Annotated in this window: 13 protein-coding genes; 9 read left to right on the top strand and 4 right to left on the bottom strand. The window is 68.5% G+C overall.

The genetic code is table 11. From position 1 onward, the window contains the following. The first annotated feature begins 37 nt into the window (after positions 1-37). Complete coding sequence (locus EAT51_RS19370; protein WP_130561911.1) at positions 38-829, top strand: enoyl-CoA hydratase/isomerase family protein; 792 nt, start codon at positions 38-40, stop codon at positions 827-829. On the opposite strand, the gene EAT51_RS19365 is transcribed toward EAT51_RS19370, so the two are convergent. The 3 genes from EAT51_RS19365 to EAT51_RS19355 form a co-directional block, all read right to left on the bottom strand. Further along, positions 804-1,667: a sulfurtransferase gene (locus EAT51_RS19365; protein WP_130561910.1), complete on the bottom strand. Its 864-nt coding sequence runs from the start codon at positions 1,665-1,667 to the stop codon at positions 804-806. The two genes, EAT51_RS19370 and EAT51_RS19365, sit on opposite strands and share 26 nt — an antisense overlap. Then, complete coding sequence (locus tag EAT51_RS19360; RefSeq protein ID WP_130519137.1) at positions 1,664-2,464, bottom strand: CoA pyrophosphatase; 801 nt, start codon at positions 2,462-2,464, stop codon at positions 1,664-1,666. Before EAT51_RS19360 ends, EAT51_RS19365 begins: the two co-directional genes overlap by 4 nt. A gap of 98 nt (positions 2,465-2,562) precedes the next feature. Beyond that, on the bottom strand, positions 2,563-3,291 hold the full coding sequence (locus tag EAT51_RS19355) for an FKBP-type peptidyl-prolyl cis-trans isomerase N-terminal domain-containing protein (RefSeq protein WP_130519139.1): 729 nt from the start codon (positions 3,289-3,291) through the stop codon (positions 2,563-2,565). A gap of 175 nt (positions 3,292-3,466) precedes the next feature. Here EAT51_RS19355 and EAT51_RS19350 point away from each other — a divergent pair, with 175 nt between their 5' ends. Genes EAT51_RS19350 through nth form a run of 3 tightly spaced genes read left to right on the top strand, consistent with a single transcriptional unit; the run spans position 3,467 to position 5,288 of the window. Next, a complete protein-coding gene (locus EAT51_RS19350; protein WP_130519141.1) occupies positions 3,467-4,249 on the top strand; it encodes an enoyl-CoA hydratase/isomerase family protein in 783 nt (260 codons plus the stop codon). After that, positions 4,249-4,614, top strand: a complete 366-nt coding sequence (locus EAT51_RS19345; RefSeq protein ID WP_130519143.1) for a hypothetical protein — start codon at positions 4,249-4,251, stop codon at positions 4,612-4,614. The genes EAT51_RS19350 and EAT51_RS19345 overlap by 1 nt, the downstream gene beginning before the upstream one ends. Next, positions 4,611-5,288 (top strand): endonuclease III, encoded by a 678-nt coding sequence (nth, locus tag EAT51_RS19340; protein WP_130519145.1) that lies wholly within the window; start codon positions 4,611-4,613, stop codon positions 5,286-5,288. The genes EAT51_RS19345 and nth overlap by 4 nt, the downstream gene beginning before the upstream one ends. 723 nt (positions 5,289-6,011) lie before the next feature. Here the strand turns inward: nth and EAT51_RS19335 are convergent. Then, positions 6,012-7,301 carry a porin gene (locus tag EAT51_RS19335; protein ID WP_130519147.1) on the bottom strand — a complete coding sequence of 430 codons (1,290 nt, stop codon included), beginning with the start codon at positions 7,299-7,301 and terminating at the stop codon, positions 6,012-6,014. A gap of 274 nt (positions 7,302-7,575) precedes the next feature. Between EAT51_RS19335 and pstS (EAT51_RS19330) the strand changes: the two genes are divergently transcribed. The 5 genes from pstS (EAT51_RS19330) (at position 7,576) to pstB (ending at position 13,506) form a co-directional block, all read left to right on the top strand. After that, positions 7,576-8,586, top strand: a complete 1,011-nt coding sequence (pstS, locus tag EAT51_RS19330; protein WP_425599596.1) for a phosphate ABC transporter substrate-binding protein PstS — start codon at positions 7,576-7,578, stop codon at positions 8,584-8,586. A 748-nt stretch (positions 8,587-9,334) separates the two neighbouring features. After that, positions 9,335-10,435, top strand: coding sequence for a phosphate ABC transporter substrate-binding protein PstS (pstS, locus tag EAT51_RS19325; RefSeq protein WP_130519151.1), 1,101 nt, complete (start codon positions 9,335-9,337; stop codon positions 10,433-10,435). Between the two features lie 401 nt (positions 10,436-10,836). Further along, positions 10,837-11,805 carry a phosphate ABC transporter permease subunit PstC gene (gene pstC / locus EAT51_RS19320; RefSeq protein WP_130519153.1) on the top strand — a complete coding sequence of 323 codons (969 nt, stop codon included), beginning with the start codon at positions 10,837-10,839 and terminating at the stop codon, positions 11,803-11,805. Then, on the top strand, positions 11,805-12,656 hold the full coding sequence (gene pstA, locus EAT51_RS19315) for a phosphate ABC transporter permease PstA (protein ID WP_130519155.1): 852 nt from the start codon (positions 11,805-11,807) through the stop codon (positions 12,654-12,656). The genes pstC and pstA overlap by 1 nt, the downstream gene beginning before the upstream one ends. A 19-nt stretch (positions 12,657-12,675) precedes the next feature. Continuing rightward, entirely contained in the window at positions 12,676-13,506 is an 831-nt protein-coding gene (pstB, locus tag EAT51_RS19310; protein ID WP_130519157.1) for a phosphate ABC transporter ATP-binding protein PstB, read from the top strand. The last annotated feature ends 105 nt before the right edge of the window (positions 13,507-13,611 follow it).

Below are 13,611 nucleotides of genomic sequence, written 5' to 3'. Positions count from 1 at the left end.
TATCATGCGGGCCCGCTGCATTGGTAGGAGGCGTGCGATGTCCGAGCTGGTCCAGGTCCTGTCCCACGGTGCCGTGCGCGAACTGCGCCTGGCGCGGCCGCCGGTCAACGCGCTCGACGATGCGCTGATGCAGGCGCTGGCGCGCGCGCTCGAGGACAGCTTCGCCGATGCCCAGGTTGCCGGCGTGGTGCTGTCGGGCAACGAACGGGTGTTCAGCGGCGGGCTGGATGTGCCGCATCTGATCTCGCACGGGCAGGACCGCGACGCCTTGCGTGCGACGTGGTCGGCCTTCCTCGGCCTGGCCGGCGTCATCGCCGCCGCGCCCATCCCGGTGGCCGCCGCGCTGACCGGCCATGCGCCGGCCGGCGGCTGCGTGCTGGCGCTGTGCAGCGACTACCGCGTGATGTGCCGCAGCATCGATGCGGCGCATCCGCTGCAGATCGGCCTCAATGAGACCCAGGTCGGCCTGGCCGTACCCGACGGGATCCAGCACCTGATGCGCCGTGCGATCGGCGCCCACCAGACCAGCCTGCTGGTCGTGCCCGGGGCGATGGTCAGCGCCGAGCACGCACTGCGCATCGGCCTGGTCGACGCGCTCGCCGACGATGCCGCGGCCACGATCGAGCACGCGGTGCAGCGGCTGCAGGCGCTGGCGCGGCTGCCGCAGACGCCGCTGCGCAGGACCCGCGCGATCGCCCGCGCCGACATGATCGCGGCGCTGGAGACGGTGGTGCTGGAGGAGTTCATCGAGCAGTGGTTCGGCCCGGACACCCAGGCCGCCCTGCAGGCGATGGCGGCCCGGCTCAGGAAGTCGCCACCGGCCGCTTAGGGTCGGCGATCCAGCCGCTCCACGAGCCGGCGTAGAGCTTCGGCCCGGGCAGGCCGGCGTGTTCGAACGCGAGCAGCTGATGGCAGGCGGTCACGCCGGATCCGCACATCAGCACCGCATCGCGCGCCGCGTGCGGCCCGAGCAGGGCCAGCAGCTCCAGCCGCAGGGCCTGCGGGTCGCGGAAGCGGCCATCGATCAGGTTGTCCTGGAACGGGCGATTGACCGCGCCGGGCACATGCCCCGCCACGCGATCGACCGGCTCCTGCTGGCCGCTGTAGCGCTCGAAGGCGCGCGCGTCGATCAGCCAGCCCGGCGCCTCGGCGCGGCGCGCGACGATCTGGTCGGCATCGACGATGCGCGTGCGGTCGAAGTGGCCGGGATACGGCGGCAGCGGCACCGGCGTGGGCACTGCCTCGGTCTCCGGCAGGCCAGCGGTGCGCCAGGCGGCCAGGCCGCCGTCGAGCACCGCCACCCGCGCATGACCCAGCAGGCGCAGCAGCCACCACAGGCGCGCGGCGGCCATGCTGCCATCGCCGGCGTCGTAGACCACCACCTGGTGCTCGGGCCCGATACCCCAGCGCCCCAGCCGGGCCTTGAACGCGTCCTCATCCGGCAGTGGATGCCGACCCTGCCCGTCGACGATCCGCGACAGGTCGGACAGGTCCTCGTTGAGATCGGCGAAGACCGCGTGCGGCAGATGCGACTGCATGTAGCCGGCTCGGCCGGCGGTCGGGTCGTCCAGCGCGGCCGGCGCGAAGCGGGCATCGACCAGGCGCAGGTCCGGGTCGTGCAGGTGCAGCAGCAGGACGGTGGGATCGATCAGGGTGGTCCAGTTCATGCCACAGCCTCCAGGCGTCGGCGCAGGTTGTAGAGGATGGCCGCGGTCGCGCCCCAGATGCGCTGCGCGGCCCAGTCGTATTCCAGCACGGTGCGCGCGCGGCCCTTGAAGGACAACTCCACGCTGCGCAGGTTGTCCGGCGCCATCAGATAGTCCAGCGGCACTTCGAACACCTCGGCGACCTCGCCCGGATTGGGCACCGGCACGAAGGCCGGATCCACCACCGCCACCACCGGTGTGACCAGGAAGCCGCTGACCGTGGCCAGCGGATCGAGCAGGCCCAGTGGCTGCACCTGGTGACGCGGGAGCGCGATTTCCTCGTGGCTCTCGCGCAGGGCCGCGTCGATGGCATCGGCGTCGCCCGGGTCCACGCGGCCGCCCGGGAAGCTCACCTGACCGCCGTGGTGGCGCAGGTCGTCGTGGCGGCGGGTCAGCAGCACGGTCGTCCCGTTCGCACGCGGCACCAGCCCGGCCAGCACCGCGGCGGCGGCGGGCGACTTGGTGCGGAGCATGTCGTCGATCTCGCCCTGATTCCAGCCGCGTGCCGCCGGTGCCGTGTCCAGCGGATGCAGCGCACGCTGCAGCTGGGGGTACTCGGGCAACAGTGCGGGAAGATCGGCAGGCATGCGACGCAGCGGAAGCGCGCTCATCAGGGTCGAACGCGCATCATCGCCCATCCGCGCCCAGCCGGCGATTTCGTCCAGCGTGCGCAGGCAGCCCGCGCACAACCCGTCGGCGCCCATGCGGCACACGCCGATGCACGGCGACAGCAGGCTGGGGGCGGAGGCGGCAGACATGGACGATCGGACGCGGAACGAAGTCTTGGGACGGTTGAAACGACGATGCGCCGGACGGGCCGGCGCATCGTCTTGTCACACTGCGGCAGCGCGCAGGCTTACTTGACGCCCACCAGCTTGACGTCGAACACCACGGCCTGGTTCGGGCCGATCGGCGACTGCGGCGTGTTGCCGTAGGCCTTCTCCGGCGGCAGCACCACTTCCCAGCGCGAGCCGGACGGCATCTGCACCAGCGCGTCGCGCAGGCCCGCCAGCGGGATCTCGCTGACCTTCAGGCTGGCCGGCGGCGGCGGGGTGGTCTGGCCCTGCTGCGGGCTGAAGGTATCGACGAAGGTGCGGCCATCGGCCAGCGAACCCTTGTACTGGATGGTCACGGTGCTGGCCTGGGTCGGCTTGGCGCCGCTGCCGGCTTCGACCACGCGGTACTGCACGCCACCCGGCAGGGACTGCACGCCGGCCTTGGCCTTGTTCTGCGCCAGGAAGGCGTCGGACTTGGTCTTGTTGGCGGCGGCGGCCTGGTCGAACGCAGCCTTGGCCTTGGCCATCTGGCGGGCTTCCATCTGCTGCACGGCGGTGCGCAGCTGGTCGACCGGAACCGAGGGTTCCTTCTTGGCGTAGCCTTCGTTCAAGGCCTTCTGCACGGTGGCCAGATCGACGGACTCGCCGCTTTCGATCAGGTTGCGGCCCAGGTCGTAGCCCAGCGCATAGCTCAGTGCATTGCGGTCGGGCGCGGGCGTGGAAGCCGGGGCGGTCGAGGTCTGTGCTGCGGCGGTGCCTGCGGCCAGAGTCATGGCCAGCACGCTGGCGGGAAGCAAACGCAACTTCATGTCTTACAAACCTCCGGGGTTCAAGGGTTGGGTCCAGCAAGCACTTGCGGCCCAAATGGACGCGCTAGGATAGCCCCCGCCGGACTTAACGGCCAGTGAGGCATGGACGCGATTGACCGGCCTGTCCGCGGGAAAGTTCCCGCTTCACCAATTTTTCACGAACAAGGCGTGTCGCATGGCTGAGAACTCCGTTTTGGTCGCCGATGGGGGCGCGGTGCGCCGCATCACCGTCAACCGCCCCGACAAGCTCAATGCGCTCGACGCCGACACCATCGCCGCACTGACCGAGGCCTTCCGCGCCGCCGACGCAGACCCGGGCGTGCGCGTGGTGGTGCTGACCGGCGCCGGCCCCAAGGCCTTCGTGGCCGGCGCCGACATCGCCGGCATGACCACGATGGATGCCATGGCCGGGCGCGACTTCGGCCTGCGCGGGCAGACCCTGATGCGCACCATCGAGACCCTGACCAAGCCGGTGATCGCACGGGTCAACGGCTTCGCCCTCGGCGGCGGGCTGGAGCTGGCGATGGCCTGCCATCTGCGCATCGCCGCCGAGACCGCCAAGGTCGGCCAGCCGGAAATCAACCTGGGCCTGATCCCCGGCTTCGGCGGCACCCAGCGCCTGCTGCGCCTGGCCGGGCGCGCGGCCACGCTGGAGCTGTGCCTGCTGGGCGCGCCGATCAGCGCCGCGCGCGCCCTGACGCTGGGCATCGTCAACGAGGTCGTGCCGCTCGATGCGCTGGATGCGCGCGTGGATGCGCTGGCCGCGCAGCTGGCCAGCGCCGCGCCGCTGGCGCTGCGCGCGATCCTCGAGTCGGTCATCCATGGCGGCGAATGCGCGCTGGGCGAAGGCCTGCAGTTCGAGGGCGCGCAGTTCGGGCTGATGTTCGCCACCGCCGACATGCGCGAGGGCACCGCGGCCTTCGTCGAGAAGCGCAAGCCGCAGTTCTCGGGGCGCTGATGGGCATCGACGGACACGACTGCGCGCAGGTGCGGGCGCTGGCCGCGCTATTGGCCGAGGACAGGCTCGACGCCGCGCTCGAGGCCGGGCTGATGGACGTGTCTGCGGACGCGGGGACCTGCGCGCACTGCACCGCCGCGCTGGCGCAGGTGGCCGCGGCGCAGCAGCGCCTGCGTGTCGCCTGGGCGGCCAGGGAGCGCTATCGCGCACGCGCCGCGCGTCTGGCCCAGCGTGCGGCCGAGCGCCAGGCACGCCGGATCAAGCCCGCCGCCACGCCGAGCCCGCAGGCGCCCGCCCTGCCCCCCGCCGTGGCCGCCGCCCTGGCCCGGGCCAAGGCGCGCGCCGCCGGAACGCCGCGCACGTGAGCCCCGCTTCGACACACCGCTCCCGCACGCTCACGCGCGCGGAGATCGCCGAGCTGTTCTCGCGCCTGGCCGAGCTCAATCCCAACCCGACCACCGAGCTGGAATACACCACGCCGTTCGAGCTGCTGATCGCGGTGATCCTGTCGGCGCAGGCCACCGATGTGGGCGTCAACAAGGCCACGCGCCGGCTCTACCCGGTGGCCAACACGCCGCAGGCGATCCTCGCGCTGGGCGAGGACGGCCTGAAGCGCTACATCTCCACCATCGGCCTGTTCAACGCCAAGGCCAAGAACGTCATCGCCACCTGCCGGATCCTGGTCGAGCAATACGATGGGCAGGTGCCGCGCCAGCGCGAGGCGCTGGAGGCGCTGCCCGGCGTGGGCCGCAAGACGGCCAACGTGGTGCTCAACACGGCGTTCGGCGAATCGACGATGGCGGTGGACACGCATATCTTCCGCGTCGCCAACCGCACCGGCCTGGCGCCGGGCAGGAACGTGCGCGAAGTCGAGGACCGGCTGGTCAAGGTGATCCCGCCGCGGTATCTCTACAACGCGCACCACTGGTTGATCCTGCACGGCCGCTATGTGTGCAAGGCGCGCAAGCCGGACTGCCCGCAGTGTGTGATCCGCGATCTGTGCCGGTTTCCGGACAAGACGGTTGAGCGGCAGGAGTGAGTGGTGGGACAAAGAGAGCGGCCGATCTGCCGCTCTCATGCACTCCTCTTTGCTCTTTCTCGAAGAGGTTCTTTGCAACTGGCGGACTGGACGGGACTCGAACCCGCGACCTGGCTCGGGAATTCGACGCCTGCGCGTTCGTACTTCGGAAGGGCAGCGGGCCGGCGGGCGGCGTCCGCTTATCCCTCGGTCAGGGCATCCTGCCCTGACTTAAGGCGCTCGGCCTCCTGCCTCGCTAGGCGCGGACGCCGCCCGCCGCCCCGCTGCCGCGTGCTTTCAGTACGCAGGCTTCGGTTCGAAGCAGTCCTGATCTTTCCTCTCGCGGAGCGCAGGCTCACTCCCTGTGGGAGCAACTGTCTCCTCAAATCTCGCAACGGCGTATGTGTAGAGCGGAGCTTGCTCCGCTGGGGCCTTCCCGCGAACCGAACGAAGAGCAGCGGAGCAAGCTCCGCTCTACAGGTGGGAGCCGCCACGGCGGCGATGGGGCTTTCCCGGTGGAGCATCATCGCCGCCGTGGCGGTTCCCACCGGAGCACAAGGCGCGGGCAGGCTCTTCCCGTTCAATCGCTAGCGATGGAGGAATAACCGAGCGGAGGAGACACGCCCGGCCGGGTCGAAGCTGGTGGGCGAAGTGTCGCTCGCCGCCCCTTGCTCCGTCGAAGGAACAAAAAAGCGGCGGAGCCTTCGCTCCGCCGCCGGATGACGTCGATCGAGGTGAAGTCGATCAGAACGACACGTCGCCCCACACGCCGAACTCGCTGGTCTTGGTGTCGATGTTGCGGTCGTTGTCGCGGTGCGTGTTCTTGTAGACGGTGGCCAGCTTGAAGCCCTTGGTCACCGGGAACTCGACGCCGAGGTTGTAGTAGGTCTCTTCCAGGTTGGGATCGACGTCCTTGCTCAGCTTGGCCTTGTCGTAGCGGGCGAACAGGTTGATGCCGCCGTCGGTCAGCGCCACATTGGCCCAGCCCGAGTAGCCATCGGCCTTGTCCTCGACCGTGTTGGTGACGGCCCAGTTCTTGGCCTGGAAGTACTCCACGCCGGCGCGAAACTTGGAGCCGGCGTAGGCGGCCATCGCGTCGAAGCGCTTGGCGGTCTGCGGCGGGTCGAAGTTCTGGGTTTCCTTGGCGCGCTCGCCGGTGTAGCCACCGATGGCGATGATCGTCTCCGGCGTCGGCGCGAAGCCCAGGCGGCCTTCCCAGTCCATGCCCTTGCTGCGGCCCGGATTGCGGTAGCCGCCGCCGCTGACCACCGAGGTGGCGTAGTTGAAGCCGGCGCCCAGGTCGCCGAAGGCGTGCACGCCCCAGTCGGCCGAGGTGCCGTAGGACAGGCGGTCGATCAGCGTGTTCTCGACGTAGCGGTAGCCGTAGTACTTCTCCACGAACGGCACCCACGGCATGTCGGCCGCACCGACGCGCACGGTGAAGGCGTCGTCGAACTTGCCCTGCACATAGGCCTTCTTGATGAAGACCTCGACGCTGTCGGCGCGCTTGCCGTCGCCGTTGGCGCTGCCCGGGCCCGGGGTCACCGAGAAGTACTGCGCATCGGTGGTGATGTTGGCCGACCAGATGTCGTTGAACTTGTGGTCGAAGGTCAGGTAGAAGCGCTTGACGTCGAAGCCGGTGCCGGTCGAGTTGGTCTTCACGCCGTTGCTCTTCTGATCGACGCTGGTCAGGTCGAAGAAGATGCGGCCGCCGATCTTGTTGTCGTTGACCAGCTTGGACAGGCCGTCCACCTTGGTGGTGGTGGCGGCCGAGGCCTCGATGGCCTGCGCCTGGACGACGTTGACCTCGGACTGCGCGTCGGACTGGGCTTCCTGCTGGGCGACCTGGGTCTGCAGCTGCTGGATCTGCGACTGCATCGCGGCCAGCTGCGCCTTCAGCGCCTCGATCTCGGTCGCGGTCGAGGAGGTCGCGGCGACGGGCTTGGCCTTCTTGCTCGACTGGGCGTGGGCGTAGGGGCTCGACGCCAGGCCGAGCCCGGCGACGACGGCCACGGCAAGGATATGGGAACGCATGGTTCTCTCCGGGTGGTGGATGCGAGGGCTGTGCCCCTGGTGCTCCCCCGGGGCGACGGCGTGAAGATTCCGCTAAGCCCATGACGCTCACGGGTCACTTTGATGACATTCGCAAGACAGCCGATCCGAAACCCCGTCACGGCGGGCGTGTCATCCGGGTGTCACGAATATTTCTTCAAAGCATCATCGAATCGTCCTGCAATGGCGCCCATCGCCGGCAATGCCGCCGGTGCACCACCCGTCAGGAGCTTCTTTCGTGACCCACCTTTCCAAGATCCGCGTGCTCGCGGGTGCTGTCGTCGCCACCCTGGCGCTGTCCGCCAACCCGGCCTCGGCGGCGGACATCACCGGCGCCGGCGCGTCCTTCATCTATCCGGTGGTGACCAAGTGGTCGGCCGACTACGCCACCGCCACCGGCAACAAGGTCAACTACCAGTCCATCGGTTCGGGCGGCGGCATCGCCCAGATCAAGGCCAATACGGTGGACTTCGGCTCCTCGGACAAGCCGCTGGATTCGGCCGAGCTGTCGGCCTCGGGTCTGGTGCAGTTCCCGTCGGTGATCGGCGGCGTGGTCCCGGTGTTCAACGTGGCCGGCGTCGCCGCGGGCGCGCTGAAGCTGGACGGCGCCACCCTGGCCAACATCTTCCTGGGCAAGATCGCCAAGTGGAACGACCCGGCCATCGCCGCGCTGAACCCAGGCCTGGCCCTGCCCGACCAGAAGATCACCATCGTCCATCGCTCCGACGGTTCGGGCACCAGCTTCAACTTCACCAACTACCTGTCCAAGGTCAGCCCGGAGTGGAAGTCCAAGATCGGCGAAGGCACCACCGTGCAGTGGCCGGCCGGCATCGGCGGCAAGGGCAACGAGGGCGTGGCCGCCTACGTCAAGCAGATCAAGGGCGGCGTGGGCTACGTCGAGTACGCCTATGCGCTGCAGAACAAGCTGGCCTATGCCTCGATGCGCAACTCGGCCGGCAAGTTCGTGCTGCCCAGCGATGAGACCTTCTCGGCCGCCGCCTCCAGCGCCGACTGGGCCAAGTCCAAGGACTTCAACCTGGTCATCACCAACGCGCCGGGCGCCGATGCGTGGCCGATCACCGCCACCAACTTCATCCTGATGCGCAAGTCGCCCAAGAGCAGCGCCAGCGCCAAGGGCGCCAAGGACTTCTTCAAGTGGGTCTACGCCTCCGGCGACGCCCAGGCCAAGGCGCTGGACTACGTGCCGCTGCCCGACGCGCTGGTGCAGCAGATCCAGACCTACTGGTCGACCAACCTGAAGTACTGAGCGGGCACGCGGCCTCTTTCGTCCGCATCACGTTCGATGACGCGGCCCTTTGTGGGCCGCGTTTTTTTTGGCCAAATGCGGGTCGTCGAACGCCACTTGGCCAAGCTGTCTCGACCCGGCCGGCGCGGCTGGCCCGCCCTCTAAGGCGGACTCGCCGCCGCGGACTATCCCTGGCCTACTCTCCGCGCGCCCCGCCCGGGTCGAGGCTCTGCGAGCGTAAAGATCAGGACTTCTTTCCACCCGAAGGCGTGGGCAAGCGCTCTGCCCCCTCCCTTTCGCCGCAGGCGAAGGGGAGGGCTGGGTGGGGTGCTGTTGCTCTTGCTTCGGTGGCTTGCCCGGTAAAGCCCCGACCCCTCCCCATCCCTCCCCTGCGCTGCGCGCAAGGGAGGGGGCCTCAAGTCGAAGCCATCCCGTCACCGATCGCGCCCCGCCCCATCTCTTTCGCCATAGGCGAAGGGACTAAGGGCTCGACGACCGCACAAACCGAAGCCATGCGACCTGACGCGCGATGCAGCGGGCCGGCGGGCGGGGGCCGCGCCTAGCGAGGCAGGAAGCCGAGCGCCCGAGTCGGGGCAGGATGCCCCGATCGAGGGCTAAGCGGACACCGCCCGCCGGACCGCTGCCCCTCCGAAGCCGCAACGCCAGTGCCCCGATCACGGCGTCATGACCCTGTAACAAAAGCATCATCCAATAGCGCCAAGCAGGCCGGATGCTCGTCTGCGCCCTCTTCGCTTCCCTGGAGTTGTCCATGCGTTTCAAGCCGGCCCGTGCGGCCCTGCTGTCCCTGTCCGTTGCCCTGGCCGTCGCGGCCTGCAGCAAGCCCGCCGACCAGGCCAACACCGCCGCCACGCCGGCCGCCGACGGCGCCACACAGCCGGCCGCGGCCGCCAAGAACCCCAATGCCGCGCAGATCTCCGGCGCCGGCGCGTCCTTCATCTATCCGCTGGTGTCCAAGTGGTCGGCCGACTACGCCGCGGCCACCGGCAACCAGGTGAACTACCAGTCGATCGGCTCCGGCGGCGGCATCGCCCAGATCAAGGCCAAGACCGTGGACTTCGGCTCGTCGGACAAGCCGCTGTCCAGCGAGGAGCTGGCGCAGTCGGGCCTGGGCCAGTTCCCCTCGGCCATTGGAGGGGTGGTGCCGGTGGTCAACCTGGACGGCGTGGACGCCGGCAAGCTGCGCCTGACCGGCGAACTGCTGGCCAACATCTTCCTGGGCAAGATCGCCAAGTGGAACGACCCGGCGCTCCAGGCCGTCAACCCCGACCTGAAGCTGCCCGACGCGAAGATCAACCTGGTGCACCGCTCCGACGGTTCGGGCACCAGCTTCAACTTCACCAATTACCTGTCCAAGGTCAGCCCGGAGTGGAAGTCCAAGGTCGGCGAAGGCACCTCGGTGCAGTGGCCCGACGGCGTGGGCGGCAAGGGCAACGAGGGCGTGGCCTCGTACGTGAAGCAGATCAAGAACTCGATCGGCTACGTCGAGCTGGCCTACGCCCTGCAGAGCAACATGCCCTACACCGCCATGCAGAACGCGGCCGGCCAGTGGGTGCAGCCGGATGCGGCCTCCTTCGCCGCCGCGGCCGAGAGCGCCGACTGGGCCAACGCCAAGGACTTCAACCTGGTGATCACCAATGCGCCGGGCGAGAAGGCCTGGCCGATCACCGCCACCAACTTCATGCTGATGCACAAGCAGTCGGCCGATGCCAAGCGCAACGCCGAGACGCTGGCGTTCTTCAAGTGGGCCTTCGAGCACGGGCAGGCGCAGGCGGCGGACCTGCACTACGTGCCGCTCCCGGCACCGCTGGTGCAGCAGATCGAGGCGTACTGGGCGGCGGAGTTCAAGTGACGCAATGGCGTGGCTGGGCCATAGGCCCAGTCGCCTTTGCCATTGCCGGAGGCGGTATGCCGCCGCCATCCCCGCGAAAGCGGGGATCCAGGGACGTTGCTGTGGATCTTGTTCCACCCGCCTCAAAGCCAAAGCAAAGTCCCTGGATTCCCGCGTTCGCGGGAATGACGAACTGAGAGATGGCTTACCGCATTCGCGGGAACGACGAGTTGAGAGATCGCTTTCCGCTTCCGCGGCAGTCATGAACTGAAAGATCACTTGCCCGCCTTCGCTGCAATGCCGAACTGAAAGACCGCTTTTCCGCCTCCGCGGCAATGACGAACTGAAAGATTGTGCGTTCACGCTTTCGCGGCAACACGTCGCATCGCGTCTCCCGCCCCCCCTCCGAGCCCTCATCCTGCATGAACGCAGCAACGCTCCCCCTTCCCGACAGCAACTCGCGCGATGCGCGCGACGCGCGGGCCGATCGCCTGTTCCGCTGGGTGCTGGTCGGCACGGTGGTCTTCGTGCTGGTCGCGCTGGCCAGCGCCGCCCTGTCCATGCTCTGGGGCGGCCGTCACGTGCTGCTCGACCAGGGCTGGCACTTCATCACCTCCACCGACTGGAATCCGGTGGAGAACAAGTACGGCGCGCTGGCGCCGATCTACGGCACGCTGGTCACGGCGGTCATCGCCATGCTGATCGCCGTGCCGGTGAGCTTCGGCATCGCCTTCTTCCTGACCGAGGTGGCGCCGCGCTGGCTGCGCGGGCCGATCGGCACGGCCATCGAGCTGCTGGCCGGCATCCCCTCGATCATCTACGGCATGTGGGGCCTGTTCGTGCTGGTGCCGGTGATGACCGAATACGTCACGCCCTGGCTCAACGACACCCTCGGCACGCTGCCGGTGATCGGCGCGCTGTTCCAGGGGCCGCCGCTGGGCATCGGCATCCTGACCGCCGGCTTCGTGCTGGCGATCATGGTCATCCCCTTCATCTCCTCGGTGATGCGCGAGGTCTTCCTGACCGTGCCCACGCGGCTGAAGGAATCGGCCTACGCGCTGGGCGCGACCAAGTGGGAGGTGAGCTGGGACATCGTGCTGCCCTACACCCGCTCGGCGGTGATCGGCGGCATCTTCCTGGGGTTGGGCCGTGCGCTGGGCGAGACCATGGCCGTGGCCTTCGTGGTCGGCAACAGCGTGAGCCTGTCGGCCTCGCTGCTGATGCCGGGCACCACCATCGCCGCGCTGATCGCCAACGACTTCGGTGAGGCCACCGAGACCTATCGCTCGGCGCTGCTGCTGCTGGGCTTCATCCTGTTCATCGTGACCTTCGCGGTGCTGGCCGTCGCGCGCTTCATGCTGATGCAGCTGGCCCGCCGGGAGGGCAACTGATGTCCAGCGCCGCCATCTATGCCCGTCGCCGCGTGGTCAACGCGGTGGCGATCTTCGTCTCCTGCATCACCGCGCTGTTCGGCCTGGCCTTCCTGGCCTGGATCCTGTGGACGCTGGTGGCCAAGGGCATCGCCGGGGTCAACCTGGACCTGTTCACCCAGAACACGCCGCCGCCGATGCAGGAAGGCGGCCTGCGCAACGCCTTCTTCGGCAGCGCGGTGATGTGCGTGCTGGCGATCGCGATCGGCGCGCCGCTGGGCGTGCTGGCCGGCACCTGGCTGGCCGAGTACGGCAATGCGCGCAAGGCGGGCACGGTCGTGCGCTTCGTCAACGACATCCTGCTGTCGGCGCCGTCGATCGTGCTGGGCCTGTTCGTGTACGCGATGGTGGTGTCGGTGATCGGCTTCTCGGCGCTGGCCGGCGCGATCTCGCTGGCCTTCATCGTGCTGCCGGTGGTGGTGCGCACCACCGACGAGATGCTGCGCCTGGTGCCGGCGCAGATGCGCGAGGCCGCGCTGTCGCTGGGCATCCCGCAGTGGAAGGTGATCATGCAGGTGCTCTACCGCAGCGCCTCGGCCGGCATCGTCACCGGCATCCTGCTGGCGCTGGCGCGCATCTCCGGCGAGACCGCGCCGCTGCTGTTCACCGCCTTCGGCAACCAGTTCTGGAGCACCAACATCTTCCGCCCGATGGCCTCGGTGCCGGTGGTGATGAACCAGTTCGCCGGCAGCCCCTACGAAACCTGGCAGACCCTGGCCTGGGCCGGCGCGCTGGTCCTGACGGTGTTCGTGCTGCTTGTCAGCCTCGGCGCGCGCTTCTTCCTGCTGCGCAACCGGATCTCCAATGACTGATCTCTCGATGGATCCCACCATGAACGATGTGCAGCACGCCTCGCCCTCCCCGCGCCTGACCCCGGTCACCACCGACCGCGGCGCGCTGCCGCCGGCCGAGGTCAAGCTCGAGGCCCGCGGCCTGGATTTCTATTACGGCAACTTCCATGCGCTGAAGGGCATCAACCTGCAGATCCCGGAGAAGCGCGTGACCGCGCTGATCGGCCCGTCGGGCTGCGGCAAGTCCACGCTGCTGCGCATCTTCAACCGCATCTACGCGCTCTACCCCAAGCTGCGCGCCACCGGCGAGGTGCTGCTGGACGGCGAGGACATCCTCTCGCCCAAGTACCCGATGAACCGCCTGCGCAGCAAGGTCGGCATGGTGTTCCAGAAGCCGGTGCCGTTCCCGATGACCATCTTCGAGAACGTGGCCTACGGCATCCGCCATCACGAGAAGCTGTCCAAGGCCGACATGAACGACCGCGTCGAGCAGGCCCTGCGCCAGGGCGCGCTGTGGGACGAGGTGAAGGACAAACTGGGCCAGAGCGCGCTCGGCCTGTCCGGCGGCCAGCAGCAGCGCCTGTGCATCGCCCGCGCCGTGGCGCTGCGTCCCAGCGTGCTGCTGCTGGACGAGCCGACCTCGGCGCTGGACCCGATCTCCACCAGCCGCATCGAGCAGCTGGTCGAGGAGCTCAAGCAGGACTACACCATCGCCATCGTGACCCACAACATGCAGCAGGCCGCGCGCGTGAGCGACTACACCGCCTTCATGTATCTGGGCGATCTGATCGAACACGACGCCACCTCGATCATCTTCTCGCGTCCGTCCAAGCAGCAGACCGAGGACTACATCACCGGTAGGTTCGGATGAGACGTTGAGGGGCGAACAGGAGCGAGGAATGAGAAACAGCAAGATCCTCTCTTCCACGCCTCACCGCTCGCGCCTCACGCCTCTCCATTCACTTCCCGCTTGAAG

Source organism: Pseudoxanthomonas winnipegensis, assembly GCF_004283755.1.
Lineage (GTDB): Bacteria > Pseudomonadota > Gammaproteobacteria > Xanthomonadales > Xanthomonadaceae > Pseudoxanthomonas_A > Pseudoxanthomonas_A winnipegensis.
Note: the sequence above shows the minus strand (reverse complement) of the source record. Positions and strands in the feature narration are given on the sequence as shown.

Excerpts from the sequence above, each read along its gene's own strand:
- EAT51_RS19370 (WP_130561911.1), top strand. The coding sequence starts at position 38 with ATGTCCGAGCTGGTCCAGGTCCTGTCCCACGGTGCCGTGCGCGAACTG.
- EAT51_RS19365 (WP_130561910.1), bottom strand. The coding sequence starts at position 1,667 with ATGAACTGGACCACCCTGATCGATCCCACCGTCCTGCTGCTGCACCTG.
- EAT51_RS19360 (WP_130519137.1), bottom strand. The coding sequence starts at position 2,464 with ATGTCTGCCGCCTCCGCCCCCAGCCTGCTGTCGCCGTGCATCGGCGTG.
- EAT51_RS19355 (WP_130519139.1), bottom strand. The coding sequence starts at position 3,291 with ATGAAGTTGCGTTTGCTTCCCGCCAGCGTGCTGGCCATGACTCTGGCC.
- EAT51_RS19350 (WP_130519141.1), top strand. The coding sequence starts at position 3,467 with ATGGCTGAGAACTCCGTTTTGGTCGCCGATGGGGGCGCGGTGCGCCGC.
- EAT51_RS19345 (WP_130519143.1), top strand. The coding sequence starts at position 4,249 with ATGGGCATCGACGGACACGACTGCGCGCAGGTGCGGGCGCTGGCCGCG.
- EAT51_RS19335 (WP_130519147.1), bottom strand. The coding sequence starts at position 7,301 with ATGCGTTCCCATATCCTTGCCGTGGCCGTCGTCGCCGGGCTCGGCCTG.
- pstS (WP_130519151.1), top strand. The coding sequence starts at position 9,335 with ATGCGTTTCAAGCCGGCCCGTGCGGCCCTGCTGTCCCTGTCCGTTGCC.
- pstC (WP_130519153.1), top strand. The coding sequence starts at position 10,837 with ATGAACGCAGCAACGCTCCCCCTTCCCGACAGCAACTCGCGCGATGCG.
- pstA (WP_130519155.1), top strand. The coding sequence starts at position 11,805 with ATGTCCAGCGCCGCCATCTATGCCCGTCGCCGCGTGGTCAACGCGGTG.
- pstB (WP_130519157.1), top strand. The coding sequence starts at position 12,676 with ATGAACGATGTGCAGCACGCCTCGCCCTCCCCGCGCCTGACCCCGGTC.